The sequence below is a fragment of the Rhizobium sp. ZPR4 genome (assembly GCF_040215725.1).
GTDB classification, from domain to species: domain Bacteria; phylum Pseudomonadota; class Alphaproteobacteria; order Rhizobiales; family Rhizobiaceae; genus Rhizobium; species Rhizobium rhizogenes_D.
Map to the genome: position 1 here is coordinate 1,096,162 of NZ_CP157968.1, position 25,049 is coordinate 1,121,210.

Genomic DNA, 25,049 nt, shown 5'->3' on the forward strand with positions numbered 1-25,049 from the left:
GTCATATCCCAGTTGATTGTTCGTTCCCTATTGCGCCTTGCGGGCGATCAATGCGTTTTCGCGATTGATTTTGTTGGAAAGCACGACCGAATAGGTCACGCTTTCGATTTCTTCGATCCGCGCAAGCTCTTCGATGAGCGCTTCCAGATCTTCCAAAAAATTGACGTTCACACGGCAGAGAATGTTGGCCGGGCCGCTGATCGCATCGGCGGTCGAGATCTCGGGATACCCACGCAATACCGTAAACAGCCTTCGCGTGGCGCGCAGGGCGGTGGTGATGAAGATATAGGCTGCAACGCTTTGATCAATTTCACGGCGACCCACGATCGCGCGATAGCCAAGGATGACGCCGCGACGTTCCAACCGCTCGATACGTTCCTGGACACTTGAGCGCGCGAGACCGACACGTCGCGCCAATTCACTGGCTGTCACGCGTGCGTTTTCCTCCAGGATGCTGAGCAGATTGCGGTCAATGCTGTCGCCGTAGTCCATGTCGTTCCCACTTTTTTGTGCGGGAAGACTGGGGCTAAACTTTCCCAAAGAAAAGCATTGAAAAATGGGTTCTTCATGACTTTTATTCATGCCGATCAATAGGAGCTTCGTCATGCGCCGTTTTCTGCCATCCTTGAGCGCTCTGCATGCATTCGATGCGTCCGTGCGTCACTTGAGTTTTACCAAGGCTGCCGAGGACATGGGGATCACGCAAAGCGGTATCAGCCGGCAGATAAAAAACCTTGAGGATTTTCTTGGTCTTACCCTGTTCGAACGAGCCGGTCCGAAGCTGATCCTGACGGAGGAGGGCGCGCGCTATTACGATGAGATTTCGCGCCTCCTCGACAAGTTGGAAGATGTCTCCATCGATGCCGTCCGCGGTCGAAAGGCGCAGAGCATGCTGAAGATCGGCTTTCCGCCGACATTGATGCGGCGTTGGGGTGCGGCGATGCTGACCGCCTTTGCAGCCGCGCATCCTCAAACATGGTTCGAGGTCTATCCCTGCCGCCACGATCTCGATTTCGCGGCATCCGAGCTGGATCTGGCATTTCTACGCGGCACGGGCAATTGGAGCGGAGCGCGCAGCCAATTGCTCTTCGACGAGGAGCTGATCGTGGTCGGTGCGCCGAAGCTGGTGCCATCGGGAGGGTTGCCGAATGACGAGGCGCTACTGGAATACCCGCTGATCCAGAATTCCAGCCGCCCGAGCCTGTGGCTGCATTGGCTGCGCGGGGCGGGCGTGCACTATAAAAGCCGCATCTATGGTCCGCGCTTGCCGAACTTCGATATGATCCTCGAATGCGCCCTCAGCGGCATGGGGCTGGCGGTCGTTCCCGAGCTCCATGTGCGCACCGAACTAGCCGCAGGAATTCTGAAGCCCGCTTTAAGCAGGCTCCAGACATCCGGGGAAGGTTTTTATCTCTGTTTCCCGCAGGCACGGATGAACTCGGCCAATGTGCGGATCTTTCGCGATTGGTTCGCGACCGAATTCACGCGCCGGCGGCAATTCCTGCCTCTGGTGTATCCCTTGGATCAAAAATAGGTTTTTTCCACCGGCTTCAGCTCGAGCGGATCTTCTCCTCGCTTCAATAGCCAGGAATAGACCGGCGGTACCCGGTCTGCGATGGATTCGACGTGAATGTCGATAAAGCACGGCCCGTCGTCCTGAGCAAAGGCGGCTGCGAGCGCGCCATCGAGTTGCGAAGCCGTCTTGGCTGTCCATGCCTTGAGACCATAGGCCTCCGCGATTGCCTGACCGCGCGGTGCCAGAAAATCCACGCCAAAGCACTGATTATGGCCTTTGAGCCGATGGAGGCCCTTGATCCAGCCGAATGTCCCGTTGTTGAAGAGGATAAGGATTGCCGGCACCTGCAAACGCACCAGTGTTTCCAATTCGCCGACCGTCATGCCGAACGATCCGTCACCGAAGAGACCGATCGGCCTCTTGGATGGATCGGCCCGCCAAGCTCCGACTGTGGCGGGAAGCGCCGAACCGAGGCCACCAAAGGCACGTGGTATGGCAAAGCGGGTCTCGCGATCATTGATTTTGAGGAAGCGCGTCATGTATGGGGTCGGCGTTCCGGCGTCAGAGTAGATGAGCGCGGGCTTGCCGGAGGATTGGAGAGCCTGATTGAAGGCACGCACGGCGCGCTCGGGCCGCAACGGAACTCGTTCGTCCGAAAGCGCCTCCTCCGCATGCTCCCAAAAGACTTGCCGGCGCCGGTTGAGCTCGCTGACCCAGGCTTCATGCCGGGCAGGTTCGATACTTGCTTTCAGCTCCAGCAACTCCTTGAGGACCAGCAAGGCATCTCCTTGGATGGACAACAGATTCTCGTAGTTGTTTGCCATGATTTCCGGTGAGATATCGATCTGTGCCAGCCGCCGATTGAGGGTGATCCGCGGGAAGGTCCAGCCGATGGTGACGACCGAGCCGATGCGGGAGCCCACGAACAGCGTGAAATCAGAATGTTCAAGCGCCCAGTTCGCATGAGGATGATATCCGTTGTCGCCGATGACGCCGATTGCCAGGCGATGGTCGTCATCGATGGCCCCCTGACCGGTCATCGTCGTGCACATCGGCACGTTGAATTTCTCGGCAAGCCGGGTGATCTCGTCGCCTGCGCGGGCGCGGTTCACCCCACCGCCTGCCACGATCAGCGGCCGCTCGGCCTTGGAAAGGAGCTCCAGCAGCCCTTCGAGTTTCGCGCGCGGCGGCAGCGTTGGATAGGCCGGGAAGGTGCGGCATTCCTCTTCGACATGCAGGGATATCCGGGTCAAGTCTATCTCGGCCAACAGCATGTCCTCGGGAATCTGCAGATGCACGGCGCCAGGTTTGCCAGAGCAGGCGACACGGAAGGCGCGGCGGATGATTTCGGGCAGCTTTTCCGGCGTCTTTACCTGCACGGACAGCTTTGTGACCGGTTCGAACAGTTTCGCGCAATCCAATTCCGTTAGAACGCCGCGTCCCTCGCCCGGCAGTGGAATGTCGATGGTCAGCAGGATTACCGGCACCGACGATCCGTTCGATTCAGCGACCGGCGGTAAAGAATACATCGCGCCTGCGCCCGACGGGCATTCAAACACGCCTGGCTTGTTGGTGAACCGTCCGTAAGCGTCTGCCATGAAGCCGGCAGAGCGCTCGTCGCGGGCCATCACATGCCGTATTTCGCCTTCCCGGTGCTGGAGTGCTTCATAGAGCGGCACATTGGTATCTCCGGGAACACCAAAGATCGTATCAACCCCGTAGCCAATGAGCATATCTACCAGAATGTCCGCACCGCGCATTCGTCTCTCCTTTTGTCTCGCCGCGACGATCAGAATAGTGAAGCGGAGGTTTGCCGGGGACCGGCAAATCGGCGGCTTGAAGCGGCCGTAGCCGTCAATCTGCCGGCCCGGTCCTTGAGATTGCATGGAGCTGCAGTGTGCCAAGTGCATCGCAATCATGAATCTGTTGGACGAAGGAAGGATGTTACGAAAACATCCACCATGGAAAGATCGCGGCTGCAGTGGTGCGATGCCTGCGCCATTTGGCTCTATTCCCGCCGGGCTCGCGCATGGTCGAGGATATGCAGGCGGATTGCGGTATCATCGTCGTCATGATCCATCGTACTATTCGGAACCGGGTTGAGAATGTTGGCCGGTATTTCGCCATGCAGATTTCGGGCGAAATTCCCCTCATACGTTTTCACGAGTATAGATGTCGAAGGGGACGATCTTTGTGTAGCTGGCATTCTCCGCCTTGGCTCCGGTGGCCATGACCATGCCTTTCATCGTTTCGCCGGCGAGGCGGGTGAGTGGATGGGCGATGGATAGAGTGAGCGTTCCATCGAGCAGAGCCGCCTTCACATTGTCCATGAGTTCGTAGCCGACGACGGCCAGGGTGCCGGCCCGTCCGGTCGTACGCAGAGCCGCCAGCACGCCGGAAATGCCGCCGCCGGCAACGTAAAGGCCGGCAAGATCGGGATGATCCGCCAGCAGGCGTTCGGTCATTTCCTGCGCCACGGCGGAGGACTCGAAGGTCGAAAGAGGCTCGAGCAACACGAAGTCTCGGGCGTGCTCACGAAAATAAGAACGAAAGCCGGTCTCGTTCATTTCCTGATTCCGGTAGCGTGGATTGCCCATCAACAAGCCGATTTTGCCCGGGCTTTTGCAGATATGGTCAAAGGCCCAGGCCGCAGTGCGTCCAACCTTCCAGTTATCCAGCCCGATATAGTGGACCTGGCCTGTCGCGGCGACTTGCGAGATCAGCGCAAAGACGGGGATGCCTCCAGCCTGGATCTTTTCCAGCGCCTGAAGGACGATGGGATGGACTGCGGTTGTTATGCAGAGCGCATCACATTCCTCGGCCAGCGCCAGCGCCCGGTCTGCGGTGTTCTGGGGCGAGAGGTCTTCCAGATGCTCGATCCGCAGATCGAGTTCGGCGGTTTCTATCGCTGCGGCTGCCTCCTGCAAGGCCTGCGCCACGAGCTGGTAGAATGGCCGGTGCGGTTGGAGGAGCAGCACGCCGAAGCGATATTTCGGGCGGGCTGCCGCATTGCGTGCCTCGATGGCTCCAAGCCCATAGAAGCCGATGCTTTCAGCAGCAGCGCGGACCGTCTCTCGCGTCTGAGCCCGCACATTCTCCGCACCAGAGAGGACCCGATTGGCTGTCGCGATCGACACGCCTGCGGCCTCGGCGAGATTGCGGATGGTCGGTCTTCTCATAGAAGCTCCATGATACGAAATGTATTAATTTATCGACTTTCTGAGACGAATGATACGATCGTCTATGGAGAGAGAAATGCGCCTTGATTTCATGGAGGTCAAGTTGGCATTGTCCTTGCCAGAGGGCGACGGGTGAACGCGCACGCGGCTCACGGCGCTCTGGGAGAGAAATACAATCGACATCGCTGCTTATGCGCTTTGGGCCTTCGCCCGAAGAGCGCCGTGCTCTGTCCGCGCGATCTGCGGCACCTCTCTCTCATCACGAACAGGGACGCTCGATGTCCAGGAGGCATGACGATGGATGATCTCAATTACGGAACTCGGAACAAGCGCGGCGACTGGGCGCCCCATGGACGGATCGAAATTGCGCCTTTCTGGTCCTGGCCGCCGAAGATCCCGTCCGTGCTGAAGTGGGTGCCGGAATATATCTGGCCGTGGAATGCCTTTCACATGGCAACAGCACTTCTCTACTGGTTCTACGTCGTGCCTGGCGTTGACGTCATGAAGACATTAAGTTGGAGCTGGGCACTCTGGCTTTACGCGGTCAATGCGGCTGCGATCTTTGTTTTCTATGGCTCCATCGAACTCTTTTTCTACGTGAAGCGTAAGCAGGGCAATCGCTTTAAATACAACGCCAAGTTCCCGAGCGAGCAACCATCCGATGTCTTCTGGTTCAAGAGCCAGAACATCGACAATTTCCTGCGCTCGTTCTTCTTGTCGATCCCGCTGTGGACTCTCGTTGAGGTCTTGTTCCTGTGGGTGTTTGCCAACGGTTGGGTGCCTTGGCTGAGCTGGTCGGGCCATCCCTATTATCTGGCATTTCTCGTCGCCATCGCGCCGATGATCCATGAGGTCCATTTCTTCATTATTCACCGCCTCATTCATTGGGGGCCGCTTTATCGCTGGATCCATTCGGTCCACCATAATTCGGTGAACCCGTCGCCGTGGTCCTCGCTCTCCATGCATCCGGTTGAAGGCTTTCTCTATCACGCCGTTGCCCTCTGGCACCTCGTCATCCCGTCCAATCCGATAGTCGCGCTGTTCCAGCTCCACATTGCCGGCTTCGGTGCGGTCAACGGCCATATCGGTTTCGACAAGCTGGAGATCACCGAGGAGACACCGCTCGATACCCATGCCTATGCCCATTACCTGCATCACAAATACTTCGAGGTGAACTATGGCGGCGACGGGCTGATCCCGCTCGATAGGTGGTTCGGCACCTGGCACGACGGTACCAAGGAAGGTGACGTGCAGATGCAGGCCCGCTTTGCCAAAAAGAGAGAGCGCATGAACGCAAAGACGGTTCGCGCAAACTCCTGAATTCACGGAATTCCCAGATGTCCGCGAGGAGGCGGACACTCTCGGAACAAGGGCCACCACGCCCGCAGCACAATGCTTTTTAAACCCGTCGCATGACGGAAACTGGGAGGAAATTCGATGACAATGCTGACCACCATGACCAAGGCGCTCGCGACCTCGGTTGCCCTCTGTCTCACCGCAAGCGTGTTGCTTGCCGCCGACATTGCCGTCGTCGGCGGCAAGACCGACGACGCCTTCTGGAGCAAGATCAAGAAAGGAGTGGACGACAGCCGCCTCGTCGTAGCGGCGAACGGCGGCAAGGTGACCTATCTCCAGCTACAGACCTACGACAATCTCGGTCCAGACGCCGCCGGTCTTGTGCGCACCGCCATCAGCCAGGGCGTCAAGGGTCTCGTCGTTCCCAACTGGGTGCCGGAGGCCGAAGATGAAGCGATCAAGGCCGCCGTCAGCAGTGGCATCAAAGTCATCCTCATGAATGCCGGCTCGCTCGACAAGGCGAAGGAACTCGGTGCCATCAATTATGTCGGCTCGGATGAATACCTCGCCGGGCTCGCTGGCGGACAATATTTTAGCAAGAGCGGTCAGAAAAAGGTGCTCTGCGTCAACACGCTGCCCGGCAGCGCCAACCAGGAAGCACGCTGCAAGGGTGTAATCGACGGTATCGGCAAGGCCGGTGGTGCAGGCAAGCAGCTGCCGCTGCCGGCGACCAGCTTCGGAGACCCCACTGCGATTGCCGAAGCCGTCAAGGCGACGCTGACACAGGACAGCGCGATCGACGGCGTCATCACGATCGGTGCGGGCGACGCGGATGCGGCGGCAAGTGGTATCCAGCAGGCCGGCAAAGCCGAAACCGTGAAGCTTGGCTCCTTCGACTTCAATCAGGCGGGGCTCGACCGCATCAAAAGCGGTGCGCAGCTCTTCGCTATCGATCAGCAGCCCTATCTTCAGTCGCTGCTCTCCGTTTCCCTGTTGGCATCCAATATCGATTTTGGCACTGACCTGCCGGTGAAACCGGTCTTGACCGGACCGGGCATTGTGGACGCCTCAAATATCGAAACGACGCTTGCAGGCGTGTCTAAGGGCGCGCGCTGAGCTGCGCGCTTCCAGGTTGCTCCCTGTGACCTCCCCAGGGAGCAACCATAGCCACAACACGGCACAGCCCGCGAAGGGGAATCATCATGAATTCGAAAACCGCAACTCAACCGATCGCCATGGCGCAGACGCTGCCTCCTGCACGGGCCGCTGGTATATCCATCGGCGGACTGTTCCGCCGGCCCGAAGCAGGCGCCTTTCTCGGCCTTTTCGGCGTCTTCATCTTCTTCCTCGTCTTCGGGAGCATCGATTTCCTGAAGCCGACGGGTGCTGCGAGCTGGCTGAACGTCGCGGCCAATCTCGGCATCGTCGCCTTCCCGATTGGCCTGCTGATGATCGCCGGTGAGCTTGATATTTCCATCGGTTCGATGATCCCCGCCGGTTCCATGACGGTTGCGATCATATCGGGCTATTATGATCTGCCGATCTGGCTCGGTATTGCAGCTTCGCTCGCTTTTGGCGTCATCGTCGGCCTTATCAACGGCATCCTTGTCGTGCGAACCAACGTGCCCTCATTGATCGTTACCCTCGGAACTCTTTTTGCCGTGGCGGGTCTGGTGCTTGGCCTTTCGGTGCTGCTTACCGGCACGACGAGTGTCGCCATCAAGGCGCCGGAGCTGGCAAAGTTCCTCTTTGGCCACTTCGTTGCCAACACGTTCCAGGTTATCATCTTCTGGTGGCTGGCGCTGACGGCACTCTACATCTACGTCGTTCATTATTCGATCTATGGCAACTGGATCTTCGCCATGGGTGGCGACAGGATCAGCGCCCGCAACGCCGGTATTCCAACGACAAAGCTGACCATCGCCCTGTTCGTGCTCTCGTCGACCAGTGCCTCTTTCGTCGGGATGTGTCAGGCGATCTTGTTCAACTCCGCCCAGGTCTCGGCTGGCATGTCCTTCATCTTCAACTCGATCATATCGGTGGTCGTGGGTGGCGTATTGTTGACCGGCGGCTTCGGCTCCATCGTCGGGATCTTTTTCGGCACCATCACCTTTGCCGTCGTCAATCAGGGTATCTACTTCACATCGTTCGACCGCAACTGGTCGAGCCTCATTATCGGCGTGATGCTTCTGCTTGCCGTATTGATGAACAACACCTTCCGCAGCATGGCGCTCTCCTATTCGCCGAAGAAGAAGTGAGGTCGGCCATGTCTACCCCCATTCTGAAACTCAGAAACATTTGCAAGTCCTTCGGTCCCATCGATGTCCTCACCGATATTTCCCTGGATATCCGTCCTGGCGAGGTACTCTGCCTGCTCGGCGACAATGGTGCGGGCAAGTCGACGCTGATCAAGACATTGTCGGGCGTCTATCGTCCGAACTCCGGTACAATCGAGATGGACGGGAAACCCATCGAATTCACCGGTCCGCGGGACGCCAGCAGCCGCGGCATCGCGACAGTCCATCAGTTCGGCGGCACGTTTCCCTTGATGAGCATCGGCCGCAGTTTCTTCGTCGGTGTCGAACCGACCAAGGGCTGGGGACCATTCAAGATCTTTGACCGCAGACGAGCAAACGAGATTGCGGTCAAGGCCATCCGAGACTTTGGCATCACGCGTATCGACGATGGCGACCGGCTGGTCGGCGGGCTGTCGGGCGGGGAGCGGCAGTCGCTCGCCATTGCCCGTGCCGTCCATTTCGGCGCGAAGGTGCTGATCCTCGACGAACCGACTGCAGCGCTTGGCGTGAAGCAGGCGACCCACGTGCTCCGGATCGTCAACGAAGCCAAGCGCCGGGGCCTGGCGGTCGTCTTCATCACCCACCAGGTCATGCACGCCATGGCGGTGGGCGATCATTTCGCGGTGCTGATCCGCGGCGCGATCGCCGCCGATTTCCGTAAGGGAGAGAAGACGCGCGAGGAAATCACCGACCTCATGGCGGGTGGCGAGACGATGGCGGAACTCGAAGCCCAGATCGATGGCTATATGACGACCCATGACGGTCATGCGCCGCAGCTTTCCGGTGCGGCGGGTTAGCCTGCTGACCCTCAGGAACCGAAATGCAAAAAGGATGAAATGATGGGGACCTGGACCCGCGCGTGCGCAGCCGAGGATGTCGAACTCGAAGACCTTTACCGTTTCGATAGTGGCGGGCGCACCTTTTTGCTGATCCGCAGTCCCGAGGACGAGTTCTTCTGCATCGATGGCATCTGTACCCATGAACGGGTGCATCTTGCCGATGGCCTCGTCATGGACGGCATCATCGAATGTCCGAAGCACAACGCGCACTTCGACTACAAGACCGGCGAGGCGACCCGGGCGCCTGCCTGCATCAACCTCAAGACCTGGCCGGTCCGCATCGAGAACGGCGATATTTTCGTAGAGATCTGACGATATGACACAGTTTGCATTGGCGGCTTGCGCCGAAATGATCTGGCGGGACCGCCCCATCGAATGGCGCGCGTCTCGCCTCAAGGAAATGGGGTTCGGCGTCGGCCTCTGGAACTGGCCGCAGCATGATCTTGCCAAGCTAGAAGCGACCGGGGCGGCCTTCACCATCATGAACGGCTATCTCACCGGCCGCCTTACGGACGACGAGGGGGCCGATGAGCTTCTGCGGACCGCGCGCGAAACGGCTGAGGTCGGCAAGCGCCTCGGCGTCCAGCGCCTCAACCTGCATGGCACGGGCCTTGGTGAGGGCGGGCTTCCCGTCCAGCCGATCGAGGTCGTGACCGGCGCCATGTGGTTGAAGGCACGCGACACGCTCCGCCGCGTCGTCGACATGGCGGAGGAGAAAGGCGTTACCTTCACGCTGGAAAACCTGAACCTGCCGGTTGACCACCCTGGCGTCCCCTTTGCCCGTGCCGAAGATACGCTTGCCCTGGTGTCGAGCATCGACCATCCGCGGCTCCGGCTCAATCTTGACCTTTATCATGCGCAGATCGGCGAGGGGAACCTGATCGAACTTTGCCGCAAGTGCTTGCCCTTCATCGGTGAAATTCAGGTGGCCGATGTTCCCGGCCGCTGCGAACCCGGCACCGGCGAGGTGAACTGGCATGGCATCGCCAAGGCTCTCAAGGCGATGGGCTATGCCGGACCGGTCGGCATGGAGGCCTTCGCCTCCGGCGATCCGGAAGCGGCTCTCGAAGCTTTCCGCAACGCATTCACGGTATAGTTCCATGGTTCATAAGAATACCCGTCCGACCGTCGCCGACATTCGTGCCATGAAGGCGCGGGGCGAAAAGATTTCCATGCTCTATGTCACGACGCCGGAGGAGGCTGCGGCCGCTGACGCCGCGGGTATCCACATGCTTTCGATCGAAGGTCGTTTCTTCTCGCCGGAGATGCGCGCAGCGGCGGGGCGCTGCTTCGTGCAGGTCGGCCTTCCCTATGGCGGATGGGGCAAATTCGAGGGCCGGCCGCTTGCGACCGCCGAGGACTATCTGCGCGCCGCCTTTCATTTTTCCGCCATGGGGGGAGATTGCTTCTACTGCGCGGCATCGCTGGATATCCAGAAAATGCTTTGCGACAACCACGTCCCGATCGTCGCCCATGTCGGGTTGATTCCCTCCTACATTACCTGGACAGGGTTTCGAGCGGTGGGCAAGACGGCACAGGAGGCGCTTGACGTCTTCCGGCACGTCAAGCGGCTCGAGGCAATCGGCTGCTTCGGCGCGGAGCTGGAGGTCGTGCCCGATCGCGTCGGCGAGCTGATCTCCCGGAATACCTCGATGATCATGCTGGGCATGGGCGCCGGGCCAGGTGCGGATGCGCAGTATCTCTTTGCTGAAGACGTGCTCGGCCACACTGACGGCCACCGGCCGCGCCACGCCAAGACCTATCGCAACTTCGCCGCCGAATTCGACAGGCTACAGAAGGAGCGTATTGCCGCCTTCCGTGAGTTCATCGCCGATGTGAACACCGGCGCCTATCCGCAGCCGCAGCACAATGTCGCGATCGGCGACACGGAATTCAACGCTTTCAAAGCCGAACTCGGCCTCTGATCAACAAAGGAAAATCCCATGCTTAAAGTTGGCCTTCTTGGTGCCGGCCGCATTGCCGGCGTGCACGCCACCGCGATCTCCAGCCATCCGGGCAGCACACTGGTTGCCGTATCCGATATCAACACGGTGGCAGCAGAAAAGATCGCCGGCCAGTACGGCGCCGAGGCGCGAGACACCGACGCCATCCTCGGTGACAGCGCAATCGATGCCGTGCTGATCGCCACCTCCACCGACACGCATTCCGACCTCATCGAAAGGGCGACGGCGGCTGGCAAGGCGGTGCTTTGCGAAAAGCCCGTCGATCTCAGCCTTGCGCGGGCGCTTAGCTGCCAGAAGACCGTTGCCGCCACAGGCCGTCCCGTGATGATCGGTTTCAACCGCCGTTTCGATCCGAACTTTTCGACGCTGAAGAAGGCTGTCGATGCGGGTGAGATCGGCAAGCCGGAGTTGCTGTCGATCACTTCCTTCGATCCCGCTCCCCCGCCGGTTGCTTATGTTAAGGTCTCGGGCGGTCTCTTCCGAGACATGATGATCCACGACTTCGACATGGCGAATTTCATTATGGGCGCGGCGCCGGTCACGGTGACGGCAGTCGGCTCTTCCATCGTCGATCCGGCAATCGGAGAGGCAGGGGACGTCGATACGGCTGTGGTGGCACTTACCTATGCCGATGGCCGCATTGCCGTCATCAAGAACAGCCGTCGCGCCGTCTATGGCTATGACCAGCGGGTCGAACTGCTGGGCTCCGAAGGGTTGCTGCAGGCACAGAACATGCTGGAAAACACCGTCGTGAAATCGACAACGCAAGGCGTGACCGGCGCCAAGCCGAACTATTTCTTCCTGGAGCGCTACATGCCGGCCTATGCGGCCGAATGGGCGGCTTTCGTGGATGCGGTCAATGGAAACAAGGTTTTGCCGGTGACGCTTGCTGATGGCGTTGCCGCGCTGGCCATGGCGGAAGCGGCAACCCTCTCGGTCAAAACCGGTGCTCCCGTCTCGCTTGCGACCCTGCTCGGCTGAGTCTCGCAGCGTCCCTCTATGGCGGAAAGACAAATCCAAACGGTCGCGCCAAAGCGGCCGCCATCCCTCCTTTCGCAATGCCGGGAGATCGGAAATGCTGTCATCCTCGAACTTGAAGACACCGCTGAGCATACGGGAGCTGAAGCAGCTGATTGCCGACCGGCACATCGATTTTCCTGCCCTTCCGGAACAAGCGATGCGGCTACTTCTCAGCAAGCCGGAGATTATCGCCTTCGGAACGCTGCAGTCGGTTGCGCGAAACTGCGGCGTTTCGCGAACCACCATCATCCGACTTGCGTCTCGAAGCGGATATTCGAGCTTCAAAGAGATGAAGGGCGCTTTTCGTCAACACCTGATCTCCGTCACCCGGACGAACCAATAATCGACTTGGATAGCAGCAAAGGCTTTTGCGATGACTTCTTTCGTTATCATTGGGGCAGGGGAGTGCGGTGCGCGTGCCGCTCTGACCTTGCGTGAGCGCGGTTTTGCGGGAGATGTGACGCTCGTCGGCAGTGAGGCACTCCTGCCCTATGAACGACCGCCCTTGTCCAAGGCGGGACTTCTACAGGGTGCCGAGCCCAAATGGATCGCGGATGTCGGCCGCTACAAGGAGCTCGGTATCGCAATTCGGATCGGTACAACCGCAATTGCCATCGATCGCCTGCAAAAGATTGTCGAGCTTTCCGATGGCACCACGCTTGGCTATGACAAGCTGCTTCTGGCGACCGGCGCGAGACCGCGCGAGCTTGGAAATGCCGTCAGTACGCACGGCCACATCCGTTCACTGAGAACCCATTCAGACGCCATGGCGCTGCGGCCATTCCTGAAATCCGGCCGGTCCATCGCGATCTTCGGCGGCGGCTTCATCGGCCTCGAGCTCGCGGCCAGTGCCAGAACGCTTGGTGCATCGGTCATCCTGCTCGAAGGACTGCCTCGTATTCTGTCGCGAGGTGTCCCGGCGGAGATCGCTGCGCGGATCGCAGACCGTCACGCGGCTGAGGGGGTAGACATCCGCTGTGGCGTGAAAATCCTTTCCGTCACAGAGACGGTTGCAGGTGTTTCGATAGCTCTTGACGGAGCTGATATGATCGCCGCCGATATTCTGGTCGTCGGGATCGGCGCCATTCCGAATGCTGAATTGGCCGCGGTTGCAGGTCTTGCGATCGAGAACGGCATCTCGGTGGACAGCAACTTGCGCACCAGCGATCCCGACATTTTCGCGGCCGGTGATTGCTGTTCCTTTCCCTCGGTCCATTTCGGTGACCGTCGGCTTCGCCTTGAATCCTGGCGCAACGCACAGGAGCAGGGGGTTCGCGCAGCGGCTTGTATGATGGGGGCGACCGAGGCGCCGCTATCCGTCCCCTGGTTCTGGTCGGACCAGTATGATCTGACGCTCCAGGTCACAGGACTTGCCGACGGAGCGATGACGATGATCAGGCGCAACCTCTCTGAGGATGCGTTCATCCTGTTCCACCTGGATGGAGGTGGAAAAATCCTCGCCGCAAGCGGTATCGGACCGGGCAATTCGGTCGCCCGCGACATTCGTCTGGCTGAAATGTTGATTGCCGCCGGAAGACGACCCGATCCGACGGCACTCGCAAATCCGGAAATGAAACTGAAGCAGTTGCTCGCCGCCTAGCGACTTATCCGAACTTGACGCAGAGAATGACAACAATGATGACTTCATATACCCTGACCGTATCCTGCCAATCGACACGTGGGATTGTTGCAGCGATCTCGAACTATCTGGCCGGTGAGGGCTGCAACATCGTCGATTCCAGCCAGTTCGACGATCTCGATACCGGCATGTTCTTCATGCGCGTCTCCTTCATCTCCGAGGAAGGTGTCGGCGAGGCAGCCCTGGTCGAAGGCTTCAAGCCGATCGCCGAGAAGTTCGCCATGGTGTCAGAGTTCCACGATGCCAGGAAGCGCATGAAGGTGCTGCTCATGGTCTCGCGCTTCGGCCATTGCCTCAACGACCTGCTCTATCGCTGGAAGATCGGCGCCCTGCCGATCGACATCGTCGGCGTCGTCTCCAACCATTTCGACTACCAGAAAGTGGTGGTCAACCACGATATCCCCTTCCACCATATTCCGGTGACCAAGGCCAACAAGCCGGAGGCGGAAGCCAGGATCATGGATGTGGTCGAGCAGACCGGCACGGAGCTGATCGTGCTCGCCCGCTACATGCAGATCCTGTCGGATTCCATGTGCCAGAAGATGTCGGGCCGCATCATCAACATCCACCATTCCTTCCTGCCGTCCTTCAAGGGGGCGAACCCCTACAAGCAGGCCTATGAGCGCGGGGTGAAGCTGATCGGGGCGACGGCGCATTATGTGACGGCCGATCTCGACGAGGGTCCGATCATCGAGCAGGACACGGCGCGCATCACGCATGCGCAGTCGGCCGAGGACTATGTCTCGATCGGCCGCGATGTGGAGAGCCAGGTGCTGGCCCGCGCCATCCATGCGCATATCCATTTCCGCACCTTCCTCAACGGCAACCGCACCGTCGTCTTCCCGGCAAGTCCGGGGTCCTATGCCTCCGAGCGCATGGGGTGAGTGATGACGCTCGCAACAGTGATCGACGGGAAACAAGCGGCGGCTGGTGGGCGATGTCGCCTATGGCGAAGCTTCCGAAGTCGCGGCCGCCATCACGCCGGTTCCGGGCGGTGTTGGTCCGATGACGATCGCCATGCTGATGGCCAATACCGTCATCGCCGCCCATCGCTCAGCCAGCAGAAAGCCGCCGAGGTTTTAGAGCAATGCTCCTACGCAGAAGATCTTACGCCGGGTGACGAAGTCGATTGACGCAGCCCATGATGGCGTAAGCAATTGCATGGCGCGTCATCGCAATCATATCCGCGCCGTAACTCACGATGCGAGACGTTATTGACCGTTGCGGGATGGGGAGGCGACCGATCCGCGTTTGATCAGGCTCGTTTTGATGGCAATTCGCTCGACAGGCAGATCCTTGCCGTTCAGCCGCGAGATCAGACGCTCGGCCGCCTTCTTGCCCATCTCGTAGACAGGCTGGTCGACGACGGTAATCGGCGGTGTCGTGACGGTCGTCCAGTCCGCATCCAGAAAAGAGATCATCGATATATCGCGCGGTATGGACAATCCCAGTGTCTGCAGGGTCTTGAAGATCCTAAGTCCGACGAGACTGTCTGATGCGATGAGGGCGGTCGGCGGCGCCATGTCCTGCAGCAAGCTCTTGACGACAGCGTCAGTCCTGGGCTGATTGGTTGCGCCAAGCCGCACGTAATATCGAGCCGTCTCAATGCCGGCATCAGCCTGCTGCTTCAGCACGCCTTCCACGCGTTCGCGCACTGCGGAATTGGAAATGCTGCGGCTATCGCCAAGGAGTTCGCTCTCGGCATCCATCGCCGATATATAGGCGATCCGCCGATGCCCCATATCGAGAAGATGGCGGGTGGCGATCATGGCCGCGTCAAAATCATCGCCGGTCACCGCATCGACGCCCAGCTCCGGAATGCTTCTGTCAAACAGAACGAGCGGCACGCCAACGCGACGTATGTCCCGAAGATGCCCCATCTGGTCGCAGCGCGCCGGCGTCACGATCAATCCATCGACGCGCTTGCCGATGAGCAGGTCGACCGCTGACTTTTCCGTATCGAGTTCTTCACCGGAATTGGCAATGATCACATTGAAGCCGGCCATGCGCGCGGCATCGCTGATTCCTCGGACGGCAAGGCTGAAGAAGGCATTTTCGATATCGCCGACCACAACCCCGATGATGCCGGATTTACCTGTCGTCATACTACGGGCAAGTTCGTTTGGCCGGTATTCGAGCGCCGCGGCAGCGGCAAGCACCTGCTCGCGAACCTTGTCGCTGACGACGCCGTAGCCGCCGAGCACACGAGCCGCGGTGGCCTTCGAGACATTCGCTGCCCTGGCAACATCGGCGACTGTAACGGAGCGTTTCGAGGTGAGGGGCTCTTCCATGGGATGACGATTACAAGAGTTGTTGACGGACGGTCAATCTGAAGTTAACAAATAGCATTGAGACCGGTCTCTTTTTGCATGATACCGGTCTCTTGTCCAGATAATCTCTTGCCGATATATGGTCGGGGAATACGGACGCGCATGCACGAATGCCGATAAGAGCATCCTTCAGAGCGGAGAACGAACATGAAATTATTCAGTATTTTCTCGGCCATAGCCGCGCCTCTGCGCGCTGGCGCGCTGGCCTATCTCGTCGCAGCAAGCGTTGGCCCGGCGGTCGCCGCCGATAATCCCTACAATCTGATCGATCCGGGCGTCATCAGCGTCGGTACGATGGGAGATTCCAAGCCCTACACCTTCACGACGGCCGATGGCCAATTCACCGGCTTCGATATCGAACTCTTTCTGAATGTCGTTTCGCGCATGGGCTTTCCCAAGGACAAGGTGACGTTCACCGGCCAGGAATTCTCGGCCCTGCTGCCGTCGGTCGCCAACCAGCGCTTCGACGTCGCCGTTGCCGCGATCGGAACCACCGAGGCACGTAAGAAAACGGTCGATTTCTCCGATGGTTATCTCGCCGGCTATCTCTCGGTTCTGACATCGGATACCTCGATCAAGGATGCAACCGGCCTCAAGGGCAAACGCCTCGGCGTCGTGCAGGGCACCTTGCAGGAGATCTACGCTGCGAAGAATTTCGCAGGCACCGATCTTGTCAAATTTCCGGACAACAATTCTGCCGTCGCGGCGCTGAACAACGGCACCGTCGACGCGCATTTCCTCGATTATGAAGCAGCCAAACAATATGGCGAGCGCTATCCGGCATTGAAGATTGCGGTGAATATCCCATCCTTCGATGCACCGGCGGGCTTCGTCGTCCACAAGGGCAACGACGCCTTCCGTCTGGCGCTCAACAAGGCGCTGCACGAAGCCATGCAGGACGGCACCTGGAAGACGCTCTATGAGAAGTGGTTCCCCGGCTCGCCGATGCCCGATCAATATCTTCCCAAGAAGTAAGGCCGCGCCGCCGTCCGGTTTGCCGGGCGGCGGCATTTAGCTGCCTGGCGAATTTCATGGGGAATTTGAATGGATTGGCTTGAAAACCTCCGTCGTAGCTTCCTGGATTGGGATGCGATGGCAGAAGTCCTGCCGAGTATGATTACGGTCGGACTGAAGAACACTCTCATCCTGGCGGCGGCGTCCACCGTGCTTGGCGTCATCATCGGCATGGTGCTCGCCGTCATGGGCATTTCGCAGTCCCGTTGGCTGCGCCTGCCGGCCCGCATCTATACCGATATTTTTCGCGGCCTGCCGGCGATCGTGACGATCCTCATCATCGGCCAGGGCTTTGCCCGCATCGGCCGCGAGATCTTCGGCCCATCGCCCTTTCCGCTCGGCATCATCGCGCTCAGCCTTATCGCAGGCGCCTATATCGGCGAGATCTTTCGATCGGGCATTCAAAGTGTCGAGCGCGGTCAGATGGAGGCCTGCCGCGCGCTTAGCATGAGTTATGGGCAGGGGATGCGGCTGATCGTCATTCCGCAAGGAGTGCGGCGCGTCCTGCCGGCGCTCGTCAACCAGTTCATCGGCAACGTCAAGGATTCGAGCCTTGTCTATTTTCTGGGGCTGCTTGCCTCCGAACGCGAGATCTTCCGCGTCGGCCAGGACCAAGCCGTGGTCACAGGCAACCTCTCGCCGCTGCTGCTTGCCGGCGTCTTTTATCTGGTGATCACCGTGCCGCTGACGCATCTCGTCAATTATATCGACGCGCGTCTGCGTCTCGGGCGTCAGGGTCGCGGTTCCGGCGCCACGAGCGGTCTTGTTGAAGTCGGCGAACTGGAGGCTGCTTCAGACACGCAGACGCCGAAGGATACCGGGCCACGCTTCAAGGGCGGCGCCGTCAGAATCCGCGATCTCAGCATGTCCTATGGCGATCTCGAAGTATTGAAGGGCATCGATCTCGATATAGCGAGAGGCACGGTGACCTGCATCATCGGGCCGTCCGGCTCGGGCAAATCGACGCTGCTGCGGTGTCTGAACCGGCTGGTGGAGCCGAAGCGCGGCGCCATCGAGCTCGATGGCGAAAGCATCCTGTCCATGAAACCGGAAAGTCTGCGTCGCCGCGTCGGCATGGTGTTCCAGCATTTCAATCTTTTTCCGGACCACACGGCGCTTGAAAACGTCATGCTGTCGCTGACGAAGATCAAGGGGATGCCGAAGGGCGAGGCGCGGCGGATTGCCGAGACCCGCCTTGCGGAAGTGGGGCTTGCCGGGCGCAAGGATCACCGCCCCGCCGGTCTTTCCGGCGGCCAGCAGCAGCGCGTCGCCATCGCCCGCGCTCTTGCCATGGATCCGGAAGTCGTCCTCTTCGATGAGGTCACGAGCGCACTCGATCCGGAGCTGGTGAAGGGGGTTCTCGACCTGATGGCCAGTCTCGGGCGCCAGGGCATGACCATGGCGGTCGTTACCCACGAGATGGGGTTTGCTCGCAGGGTCGCCGACCAGGTCGTCTTCATGGATGAAGGCCGCATCGTTGAAGCCGGCCCACCGCAACAGATCTTCGACAATCCACAAAGCGAGCGGCTGAAACGCTTCCTCGCCGAGGTGCTCTGACAAACAGGGCCGGCGAGAATTAAGACGGCCCTTCGATCACAACATTCCCTACTGACAAGGTTTTCCAACATGCATGCTCCCACTCGTCCTTCGAAAGTCGTTGTTGTCGGCGGCGGTATCTTCGGGGTTTCCTGTGCCGTTCATCTGGCGCGGCTTGGCGTTCAGACAACGTTGATCAACGACGGCCCGCTGGCAAATGGCGCATCGGGCCGCTCGCTCGCCTGGCTCAATTCTGCGAGGCGCCGCTCCGATGCCTATCATCGGTTGCGTCTGGCCGGCATCGACCGCTATCGCACACTTTCCGCCAGATATCCTGATGCGGCATGGCTGCGTTTTGACGGCGGCCTGACCTGGGATGCCGACGAAGCCGATAACGACATTGCCGCCGTCTTCGATTACGAGCGTGATCTTGGCTATCACGCGCAATTGCTGACGCCGGGTGAGATTGCGAAAGCGACGCCGGGCGTCGACCCTCGTTCTGTGACGCGGCAGGGTGCTATCTTCAATCCGGGCGAAGGCTGGGTCGATCTGCCATCCCTGATCGGCGTTCTGGCCGAGGAGTTCCGGTCTTTGGGCGGCGAAATCGTCACCGATGTCGGCCGGGTGGCTGTCAAGGTAGAGGATGGTCGCGCCCGCGGCGTCACGACTGCGAGTGGCGCCCGTTGGGCGGCCGATGCTGTCTTGCTGGCGGCAGGCGGCGAGGTGCCGGCAATCGTTGCGGAAGCCGGCCCGCACATCGGCGACGATACGCCGATCGCGCTTCTCGTTCGGACGAAACCAATCAAGCATCCGCTGAAGGCCGTGCTGAATACGCCGCGCGTTGCCATCCGCCCGACCCCTGAGGGTGCCTTTGCGCTGGATTCAGCCTGGTCGGAAGAAGAGGTCATCGTAAAGGCCGATGGTAGCTACGAAATCAAGCCTTCGACACTCGAAGGGTTGCTGCAGGAAGCCTCGAAGGTGCTGGAAGGAAATCCGAAGCTCGAAATCGGCGACTATGGCGTCGGTCCCAAGCCCATCCCTGGCGACGGCGAGCCGGTTTTCGGCGAATTGCAGACGATCCCGGGCTATTTCGTTGCATTCAGCCATAGCGGCGCCACTCTTGGCCTGATCGCCGGCGAACTGCTCGCCGACGAGATCGCTACTGGCAAGCGTCATCCGCTTCTGGCCGCCTTCCGACCGGAACGCTTCGCCAGATAGTTTGATCGGAAAGGTAACCGACACGTTCAAGAGCGTCCGTCCTCAGGGCCAATCTCCCACAGCTTGCTTGCGTTCGGGCCGGTCGTCAGATCGACATGATCGAGGATGTCGTAATCTGGCCCGGGCATTGAACCTTGCCTTCTCCGGATACCGAGGATGTTGGCAGCGGTCAGGCATGCGGCGGCAGGGGAGCGCCGGCCAGTTTGGTCTTGATCCAATCTGAAATACGATAATAGCGTAGCGTAAGTTTGGGACCGTAATTCATATAGAAGGGGGCCGCCGAAAGCGGCTCCAGCTTCAGCGACAGATCCTTTTCCGGCACGCCGCTGGCCCATTCCGACAGGATGCCGCCGAGGATGCTGCCCGTCGGCACGCCGCGGCCGGACAGGCCGGTCAGCGCCACGACGCCTGGTGCGAGGTCGTAGAGGCGTGGAATGGTGCGGTACTGCATGTCCAGCTCGCCAAACCAGAAATATTCCCAGCGGATCTCCTGTTTGATCTGCGGATGCAGCCATTTGAGCCGGTCGCTCATGACCTGTCGCGTATAATCCATGTCGCGGCCGCGCCGTCCCATTGGGAACATGGAGGCGACGATCCGGCCTTCGGCATTGTATTTGTAGACATAGATATCGCCACGCCCATCATGGATGGTGGTGTTGCGCGGCAGCACCGACAGCCGCTCGTCGTCGGAAAGCGGCTGGGTAGCGGCGACGAAGACCCTCTGGATCTTGAAGGTCTGATCCAGCTTCGGCCAGCCGCCGACGGTATAGGCGCCCGTCGCGAAGATCACCTTGTCGGCAATGACCTTCCCTTTCGGCGTGCTGACCGCCCAGCCGCCCGCCTCGCGCTCGCATCCCGTCACCGGTGAGCTGGTGTGAATGACGCCGCCTTCCTGCAGGACCGCGCGTGCGAGACCGCGGGAATAGCCGAGGGGATTGAGATGCCCCGCCTCCTCATGCAGCCAGCCGCCGTGGAAGCGCGGGCTGCCCGTGATCGCGGCAACCTCGTCCTTGCCGATGGCCCGGGTTTTGGCGCCGACGGCATTGTAGGTACGAACCTTTTCCTCGATTGTCTTCATCAGACCGGGGTAGAGCGCTCCCATGACATAGCCGTTCTGCTGCCATTCGCATTGGATCTGGTACTGTCGGATCATGCTGGAGACCTGGTCGTTGGCACGCGTCTGTCGAGCAATCAATCGTTCAGCCCAAGGCTCACCCAGCATGGAGCGCAGTTCCGGCAGGCTGTAATGGGTGAAGGTCGGAGTGCAGTGCCCGGCGTTGCGGCCGGAACCGCCGAAGCCGACTTCTTCCTTTTCGAGAAGCACGACGCTTACGCCGCTCTTTGCAAGCTCAAGAGCGGTGGTCAGCCCCGTATAGCCACCGCCAACAATGCAGACATCTGCCTTGATCGTGCCCAGCAGCTCCACGGTCTCGGGAGCGGGTGCCGCGGTGGCGTACCACAGGGTTGTTTTGAACGGCGAGAATTTCGTCATCCCACATCCTCAGTGCAGATCGCTTCGGGCATCGAGCGCATCGCGCAGGCCGTCGCCGATGAAGTTGAAGCTGGTGACGGCGAGCGTGATGGCGACGCCGGGGACAATGGCGAGCCACGGTGCGCTAGCGAGATATTGCTGCGCGCCGTTCAGCATATTGCCCCAGCTCGGGAGGGGAGGTTGGATGCCGTAGCCGAGGAAGCTGACATAGGCTTCAAGCAGGATGGCGCGGGCGACCGTCAGCGTGGCGGCGACGATGATCGGGCCGACGGCGTTTGGCAGCAGTTCGCGAAACATGATCCATCTGTTGGAGAGGCCGAGCATGCGCGCGGCGAGCACGAAATCGCGTTCGCGCAGCGATCGCACCTCCGCCTCGACGATGCGAGCGGTCTCCATCCAGCTTGTCACCGCTATTATGACGGTGATCATGAAGGGGCTCGGCTTGATGAAGGCGGCCAGCGTCAATAGCAGGAATATGCTGGGAAAGGACAGAAAGGCGTCGACGAAGCGCATCAGCAATATCCCGATACGCCCGCCGTAATAGCCGGCCACGATGCCGATCACCGTGCCGATCAAGGTGCTGAGCACCATCGCGAAGAAACCGACGAGCAGTGAAATCCGGCCCGCCATGAACAGGCGCACGGCAACGTCGCGTCCGAGCGGGTCGGTGCCGAAAATATGGTAGCCGGCCGTAAAGGGCGGCGCGAACCGGGCACGCAGGTCGATATAGAGCTCGTCATAGGGAAGCAGCGACGGCCCCAGCAGGCAGGCAAGGACAATGAGCGTGATCATGGCCACGCCGAGGAGTGCGAGCCTGTGGCGGACGAAACGGCGCAAGGTACGGTTTTGCCACCAGCGCGAATGCGAGAACAGTGATTGCGAAAGGGTTGCGGGGGAGGAGGAAGACATGGCGTTTCTCCTAACCAAGCCGGACGCGCGGATCGACGAAGGCGACGAGCAGATCCGCAAGCAGATTGCCAATCAGCACGAAGATTGCCGAAAACATCAGGAGGCCCATGACGACCGGGTAGTCGCTGTAGCCGAGGCTATCGAGGAAAAGCCGCCCCATTCCCGGCCAGGTGAAGACGGTCTCCGCCACCAGAGCACCGCCGAGAATGGTCGGCAATTGCAGGCCGGCAAGCGTGATCATCGGCAATAGCGCATTGCCGACGACATGGCGCATCAGGACGCGCCGGGGCGAGAGGCCCTTGGCCTTGGCGGTGCGCACGAAATCCTGGTTGATGACCTCGAGCGTGGCGGTGCGCATGTAGCGGCTCCAGACTGCGATATTGACAAGCGCAAGCACGAGGCTCGGCATGATCAGATGGATCGCATAGTCACCGAGCGAGCCATTGCCGACCGTATACATGTTACCGGCCGGCAGCCATTTCAGCTTCAGCGAGAAGATATAGATGGCGACGAGACCGAACCAGAAGGTCGGTATCGATAGCGCCACCATAGCGCCGACGGTGGCGCTATAATCAAAGATGGAATAGCGGCGGGTTGCCCCCTTGATGCCGATCCAGGTACCGACCGCGATCGAGATCACCATCGATGTGCCCATCAGCAGCAGCGTGGCGAAGAGATGGCCGAAAATGATCGACAGCACCGGCTGGTTGTCACGGTACGAGCGACCCCAGTCGCCCATCAGCAGATGTCTCAGCCAGTCGAGATACTGGATCGGCAGCGGTCGGTCGAGGCCCATCTGGGCTGCGATCCTGTCGAGCGCTTCCTTGGTCATGCCTGGCGTCAGCGTATATTGCGACAGCGGACCGCCGGGAGCGAGGGTAAGGACGGCGAAGCCGATCATCGATACGAGGAGCAGCAACACCAGGCTCTGCCACAGGCGGCTCAGGAGATAGCGCAACATAGCATTCGTCTCCGATGGTTGCGGAATGGGAAGTGGCCAACCCTTCGGCGCCTTGGCCGAAGGGCTGGAACAAGCAGCCTATGCCTTGGCCCAATACCAGGTGCCCACATTCCAGCTATCGATGCGCACGTTGATGTTGGGAGTGACGTTTTCGACCCCCACCTTATGGCCGCGCACGGTCGCATACTGGAAAAGCGGCAGGAACGGCAGATCGTGGCGCATGATCTCCTGGATTTTCTGGTAGACCTTCTTGCGTTCCTCCGGCACGAAGATCTGGCCACCTTCCGTCAGGAGCTTGTCGACCTCCGGATTGGCGTATTGCCAGGTGTTCTGGCCCGCGCCGCCCGTGGCGCTGATCGCGCTCGAGCGGAAGTAATCCGAGGTGTCGGGATCCGAGCCCGTCAGGAAGTTGATGCCGACGATGACGGAATCAAACTTCGACATCATCCAGTAGTCGCCCCACATGACCGCCGGCGGCAGGTTGGAGATGGTGAGTTCCACGCCGATATCCTTGAAGGTCTGCTGCATGAACTGCTGCACCTGCTCGCGGATATGATTGCCTGCGGTGGTCGAGTTGGTGAAGGAAAGCCTGACACCATCCTTGACGCGAATGCCATCGGCGCCGGGCTTCCAGCCGGCGTCGTCCAGGAGCTTCTTGGCCTTGTCGGTGCTGAATTCCTGCTTCGGCAGGTCCGGATTGTAATAGAAGGACTGCTGCGGCATGTAGCTTTCGGTCGGCGCCGGCAGGCCGTAATAGAGTGCGTCGATGATCGTTTGCTTGTCGATCGCGTAGTAGAGCGCCTCGCGCACCGCAGGATCCTTGAACTGCGGCCGCTCCATGTTGAAACCGACGGATTCGACGGTTGCGGCCGGAACGACGGCGACGACCTTGCCATCCAGTCCCTTGGCTTCGTCATAGTGATCCGGGGTGATCCATTGCAGGCCAGCGACGTCGATGTCGCCGGTCTTGAACTGGGTATATAGAACCGTCAGGTCGGGGATATATTTGTAGACCAGGGTTTCGAGATAGGGGCCTTCGCCGAAGTAGTCGGTATTGGCCGCGAGCGTGATGTGGTCGCCGGCGATGCGCTCGACCCATTTGAACGGGCCGGTGCCGATGGGTGCATTGTTGAAGGGTGCGTTGTTCTTGTCCTTCTCCGCGCCGAGGATATGCTTTGGCACGATGAAGGTGGCGGCAAGGATCGACGGGTAGGGCGCAAACGCCTTCTCCATCCGCCAGGAGATTTCGGTCGGCGAGACAACGGTCAGGTCGCGTACGAACTCGTGGCCCGTCTTGCGCCAGCTGCGGAAGTTCGGGTCAACCATCAGCTCCAGGGTAAACTTGACGTCCTCGGCGGTGAACGGCGTGCCGTCATGCCACTTTACGCCGTCGCGCAGCTTGATCTTCCAGTTAAGGCCATCGGCCGAGATGCCGCCGTTTTCGACGGTTGGGACTTCGGTTGCAAGCGCGGGAGCAAATTTGCCGTCAGGAGTGACGGTAAAGAGCGGATCGAAGACGCTGAAATGGATGCCTTCATCAACTTCGATATGTATCAGGTGCGGATTGAAGACGGTCGGTTCCTGTGAAAAGCCGATGACGAGCTGGCCGGTCGGCTTGGCAGGCGGTGCCGCGAAAGCTTCGCTGCGACCGAGAATATTGGGCATGATCAGCCCGGAGGCACCGAGCGCCATCATGGTCAATGCCTGGCGTCGTGTTGGTTTCAGGAGGATGGTGTCATTTGCATCGGACATGATCGTTCCCCTTTTTGTTGGTAGGATTTCGGCTGTTCTTCTCTTTCGTTTCTCTCGTTGTTGTACTGTCTTCTTGGTTCGGACAGG

The 25,049-nt window shown here is 59.9% G+C and carries 23 protein-coding genes and 1 pseudogene; 16 read left to right on the plus strand and 8 right to left on the minus strand.

Features of this window, described 5'->3' with window-relative positions:
• Nucleotides 1-27 precede the first annotated feature (27 nt).
• Complete coding sequence (locus tag ABOK31_RS24670; RefSeq protein WP_349959284.1) at nucleotides 28-606, minus strand: Lrp/AsnC family transcriptional regulator; 579 nt, start codon at nucleotides 604-606, stop codon at nucleotides 28-30.
• Here ABOK31_RS24670 and ABOK31_RS24675 point away from each other — a divergent pair.
• Nucleotides 605-1,534 (plus strand): LysR substrate-binding domain-containing protein, encoded by a 930-nt coding sequence (locus ABOK31_RS24675; protein ID WP_349959286.1) that lies wholly within the window; start codon nucleotides 605-607, stop codon nucleotides 1,532-1,534. The genes ABOK31_RS24670 and ABOK31_RS24675 overlap by 2 nt on opposite strands.
• Here the strand turns inward: ABOK31_RS24675 and ABOK31_RS24680 are convergent.
• Nucleotides 1,525-3,276 carry a thiamine pyrophosphate-binding protein gene (locus tag ABOK31_RS24680; RefSeq protein WP_349959288.1) on the minus strand — a complete coding sequence of 584 codons (1,752 nt, stop codon included), beginning with the start codon at nucleotides 3,274-3,276 and terminating at the stop codon, nucleotides 1,525-1,527. The two genes, ABOK31_RS24675 and ABOK31_RS24680, sit on opposite strands and share 10 nt — an antisense overlap.
• 390 nt (nucleotides 3,277-3,666) lie before the next feature.
• Nucleotides 3,667-4,695, minus strand: coding sequence for a LacI family DNA-binding transcriptional regulator (locus tag ABOK31_RS24685; protein ID WP_349959289.1), 1,029 nt, complete (start codon nucleotides 4,693-4,695; stop codon nucleotides 3,667-3,669).
• Between the two features lie 297 nt (nucleotides 4,696-4,992).
• Here ABOK31_RS24685 and ABOK31_RS24690 point away from each other — a divergent pair, with 297 nt between their 5' ends.
• From ABOK31_RS24690 to ABOK31_RS24745, 12 genes and pseudogenes are all read left to right on the plus strand, one after another.
• On the plus strand, nucleotides 4,993-6,015 hold the full coding sequence (locus tag ABOK31_RS24690) for a sterol desaturase family protein (protein ID WP_174182382.1): 1,023 nt from the start codon (nucleotides 4,993-4,995) through the stop codon (nucleotides 6,013-6,015).
• A 135-nt stretch (nucleotides 6,016-6,150) separates the two neighbouring features.
• The gene (locus tag ABOK31_RS24695; RefSeq protein WP_174182469.1) at nucleotides 6,151-7,107 is read left to right on the plus strand and encodes a substrate-binding domain-containing protein; all 957 of its coding nucleotides are present in this window, start codon (nucleotides 6,151-6,153) and stop codon (nucleotides 7,105-7,107) included.
• A 119-nt stretch (nucleotides 7,108-7,226) separates the two neighbouring features.
• Nucleotides 7,227-8,249 carry an ABC transporter permease gene (locus ABOK31_RS24700; protein ID WP_349961286.1) on the plus strand — a complete coding sequence of 341 codons (1,023 nt, stop codon included), beginning with the start codon at nucleotides 7,227-7,229 and terminating at the stop codon, nucleotides 8,247-8,249.
• Nucleotides 8,250-8,257: 8 nt separating this feature from the next.
• Nucleotides 8,258-9,085 carry an ATP-binding cassette domain-containing protein gene (locus ABOK31_RS24705; RefSeq protein ID WP_349959290.1) on the plus strand — a complete coding sequence of 276 codons (828 nt, stop codon included), beginning with the start codon at nucleotides 8,258-8,260 and terminating at the stop codon, nucleotides 9,083-9,085.
• A gap of 42 nt (nucleotides 9,086-9,127) precedes the next feature.
• Complete coding sequence (locus tag ABOK31_RS24710; protein WP_174182384.1) at nucleotides 9,128-9,439, plus strand: MocE family 2Fe-2S type ferredoxin; 312 nt, start codon at nucleotides 9,128-9,130, stop codon at nucleotides 9,437-9,439.
• A gap of 4 nt (nucleotides 9,440-9,443) precedes the next feature.
• Nucleotides 9,444-10,223 (plus strand): TIM barrel protein, encoded by a 780-nt coding sequence (locus ABOK31_RS24715; RefSeq protein ID WP_174182385.1) that lies wholly within the window; start codon nucleotides 9,444-9,446, stop codon nucleotides 10,221-10,223.
• 4 nt (nucleotides 10,224-10,227) lie between these two features.
• The gene (locus ABOK31_RS24720; protein WP_349959294.1) at nucleotides 10,228-11,052 is read left to right on the plus strand and encodes a 3-methyl-2-oxobutanoate hydroxymethyltransferase; all 825 of its coding nucleotides are present in this window, start codon (nucleotides 10,228-10,230) and stop codon (nucleotides 11,050-11,052) included.
• 18 nt (nucleotides 11,053-11,070) lie between these two features.
• Nucleotides 11,071-12,072, plus strand: a complete 1,002-nt coding sequence (gene iolG, locus ABOK31_RS24725) for an inositol 2-dehydrogenase (protein WP_349959296.1) — start codon at nucleotides 11,071-11,073, stop codon at nucleotides 12,070-12,072.
• Between the two features lie 94 nt (nucleotides 12,073-12,166).
• Entirely contained in the window at nucleotides 12,167-12,454 is a 288-nt protein-coding gene (locus ABOK31_RS24730) for a MurR/RpiR family transcriptional regulator (protein WP_349959298.1), read from the plus strand.
• A 30-nt stretch (nucleotides 12,455-12,484) separates the two neighbouring features.
• Nucleotides 12,485-13,711 carry an FAD-dependent oxidoreductase gene (locus ABOK31_RS24735; protein ID WP_349959300.1) on the plus strand — a complete coding sequence of 409 codons (1,227 nt, stop codon included), beginning with the start codon at nucleotides 12,485-12,487 and terminating at the stop codon, nucleotides 13,709-13,711.
• 38 nt (nucleotides 13,712-13,749) lie between these two features.
• Nucleotides 13,750-14,634 (plus strand): formyltetrahydrofolate deformylase, encoded by an 885-nt coding sequence (gene purU, locus ABOK31_RS24740; RefSeq protein ID WP_349961288.1) that lies wholly within the window; start codon nucleotides 13,750-13,752, stop codon nucleotides 14,632-14,634.
• Between the two features lie 40 nt (nucleotides 14,635-14,674).
• A pseudogene (locus ABOK31_RS24745) lies at nucleotides 14,675-14,833 on the plus strand (bifunctional methylenetetrahydrofolate dehydrogenase/methenyltetrahydrofolate cyclohydrolase); the annotation flags it as partial.
• 128 nt (nucleotides 14,834-14,961) lie between these two features.
• Here the strand turns inward: ABOK31_RS24745 and ABOK31_RS24750 are convergent.
• Nucleotides 14,962-16,041, minus strand: coding sequence for a LacI family DNA-binding transcriptional regulator (locus tag ABOK31_RS24750; RefSeq protein ID WP_349959303.1), 1,080 nt, complete (start codon nucleotides 16,039-16,041; stop codon nucleotides 14,962-14,964).
• Between the two features lie 186 nt (nucleotides 16,042-16,227).
• Here ABOK31_RS24750 and ABOK31_RS24755 point away from each other — a divergent pair, with 186 nt between their 5' ends.
• From ABOK31_RS24755 to ABOK31_RS24765, 3 genes are all read left to right on the plus strand, one after another.
• The gene (locus ABOK31_RS24755; RefSeq protein WP_349959304.1) at nucleotides 16,228-17,055 is read left to right on the plus strand and encodes an ABC transporter substrate-binding protein; all 828 of its coding nucleotides are present in this window, start codon (nucleotides 16,228-16,230) and stop codon (nucleotides 17,053-17,055) included.
• Nucleotides 17,056-17,124: 69 nt separating this feature from the next.
• Nucleotides 17,125-18,651: an amino acid ABC transporter permease/ATP-binding protein gene (locus tag ABOK31_RS24760; protein WP_349959306.1), complete on the plus strand. Its 1,527-nt coding sequence runs from the start codon at nucleotides 17,125-17,127 to the stop codon at nucleotides 18,649-18,651.
• Between the two features lie 51 nt (nucleotides 18,652-18,702).
• Nucleotides 18,703-19,848, plus strand: a complete 1,146-nt coding sequence (locus tag ABOK31_RS24765; protein ID WP_349961290.1) for an FAD-binding oxidoreductase — start codon at nucleotides 18,703-18,705, stop codon at nucleotides 19,846-19,848.
• A 169-nt stretch (nucleotides 19,849-20,017) separates the two neighbouring features.
• Here ABOK31_RS24765 and ABOK31_RS24770 read toward each other — a convergent pair whose 3' ends face one another.
• From ABOK31_RS24770 to ABOK31_RS24785, 4 genes are all read right to left on the minus strand, one after another.
• On the minus strand, nucleotides 20,018-21,340 hold the full coding sequence (locus ABOK31_RS24770) for an FAD-binding oxidoreductase (RefSeq protein ID WP_349959308.1): 1,323 nt from the start codon (nucleotides 21,338-21,340) through the stop codon (nucleotides 20,018-20,020).
• Nucleotides 21,341-21,349: 9 nt separating this feature from the next.
• The gene (locus ABOK31_RS24775; protein WP_174176234.1) at nucleotides 21,350-22,249 is read right to left on the minus strand and encodes an ABC transporter permease; all 900 of its coding nucleotides are present in this window, start codon (nucleotides 22,247-22,249) and stop codon (nucleotides 21,350-21,352) included.
• 10 nt (nucleotides 22,250-22,259) lie between these two features.
• Entirely contained in the window at nucleotides 22,260-23,210 is a 951-nt protein-coding gene (locus ABOK31_RS24780; protein ID WP_092706687.1) for an ABC transporter permease, read from the minus strand.
• A gap of 78 nt (nucleotides 23,211-23,288) precedes the next feature.
• Nucleotides 23,289-24,962 carry a peptide ABC transporter substrate-binding protein gene (locus ABOK31_RS24785; protein ID WP_349959311.1) on the minus strand — a complete coding sequence of 558 codons (1,674 nt, stop codon included), beginning with the start codon at nucleotides 24,960-24,962 and terminating at the stop codon, nucleotides 23,289-23,291.
• Nucleotides 24,963-25,049: the final 87 nt, after the last annotated feature.

Bases quoted from the DNA above. Each gene is read 5' to 3' on its own strand.
- ABOK31_RS24750 (WP_349959303.1), bottom strand. From the start codon at position 16,041: ATGGAAGAGCCCCTCACCTCGAAACGCTCCGTTACAGTCGCCGATGTT.
- ABOK31_RS24680 (WP_349959288.1), bottom strand. From the start codon at position 3,276: ATGCGCGGTGCGGACATTCTGGTAGATATGCTCATTGGCTACGGGGTT.
- ABOK31_RS24685 (WP_349959289.1), bottom strand. From the start codon at position 4,695: ATGAGAAGACCGACCATCCGCAATCTCGCCGAGGCCGCAGGCGTGTCG.
- ABOK31_RS24730 (WP_349959298.1), top strand. From the start codon at position 12,167: ATGCTGTCATCCTCGAACTTGAAGACACCGCTGAGCATACGGGAGCTG.
- ABOK31_RS24690 (WP_174182382.1), top strand. From the start codon at position 4,993: ATGGATGATCTCAATTACGGAACTCGGAACAAGCGCGGCGACTGGGCG.
- ABOK31_RS24780 (WP_092706687.1), bottom strand. From the start codon at position 23,210: ATGTTGCGCTATCTCCTGAGCCGCCTGTGGCAGAGCCTGGTGTTGCTG.
- iolG (WP_349959296.1), top strand. From the start codon at position 11,071: ATGCTTAAAGTTGGCCTTCTTGGTGCCGGCCGCATTGCCGGCGTGCAC.
- ABOK31_RS24735 (WP_349959300.1), top strand. From the start codon at position 12,485: ATGACTTCTTTCGTTATCATTGGGGCAGGGGAGTGCGGTGCGCGTGCC.
- ABOK31_RS24785 (WP_349959311.1), bottom strand. From the start codon at position 24,962: ATGTCCGATGCAAATGACACCATCCTCCTGAAACCAACACGACGCCAG.
- ABOK31_RS24755 (WP_349959304.1), top strand. From the start codon at position 16,228: ATGAAATTATTCAGTATTTTCTCGGCCATAGCCGCGCCTCTGCGCGCT.
- ABOK31_RS24670 (WP_349959284.1), bottom strand. From the start codon at position 606: ATGACGAAGCTCCTATTGATCGGCATGAATAAAAGTCATGAAGAACCC.
- ABOK31_RS24770 (WP_349959308.1), bottom strand. From the start codon at position 21,340: ATGACGAAATTCTCGCCGTTCAAAACAACCCTGTGGTACGCCACCGCG.
- ABOK31_RS24675 (WP_349959286.1), top strand. From the start codon at position 605: ATGCGCCGTTTTCTGCCATCCTTGAGCGCTCTGCATGCATTCGATGCG.
- ABOK31_RS24720 (WP_349959294.1), top strand. From the start codon at position 10,228: ATGGTTCATAAGAATACCCGTCCGACCGTCGCCGACATTCGTGCCATG.
- purU (WP_349961288.1), top strand. From the start codon at position 13,750: ATGACTTCATATACCCTGACCGTATCCTGCCAATCGACACGTGGGATT.
- ABOK31_RS24775 (WP_174176234.1), bottom strand. From the start codon at position 22,249: ATGTCTTCCTCCTCCCCCGCAACCCTTTCGCAATCACTGTTCTCGCAT.
- ABOK31_RS24710 (WP_174182384.1), top strand. From the start codon at position 9,128: ATGGGGACCTGGACCCGCGCGTGCGCAGCCGAGGATGTCGAACTCGAA.
- ABOK31_RS24715 (WP_174182385.1), top strand. From the start codon at position 9,444: ATGACACAGTTTGCATTGGCGGCTTGCGCCGAAATGATCTGGCGGGAC.
- ABOK31_RS24695 (WP_174182469.1), top strand. From the start codon at position 6,151: ATGACCAAGGCGCTCGCGACCTCGGTTGCCCTCTGTCTCACCGCAAGC.
- ABOK31_RS24705 (WP_349959290.1), top strand. From the start codon at position 8,258: ATGTCTACCCCCATTCTGAAACTCAGAAACATTTGCAAGTCCTTCGGT.
- ABOK31_RS24700 (WP_349961286.1), top strand. From the start codon at position 7,227: ATGGCGCAGACGCTGCCTCCTGCACGGGCCGCTGGTATATCCATCGGC.
- ABOK31_RS24760 (WP_349959306.1), top strand. From the start codon at position 17,125: ATGGATTGGCTTGAAAACCTCCGTCGTAGCTTCCTGGATTGGGATGCG.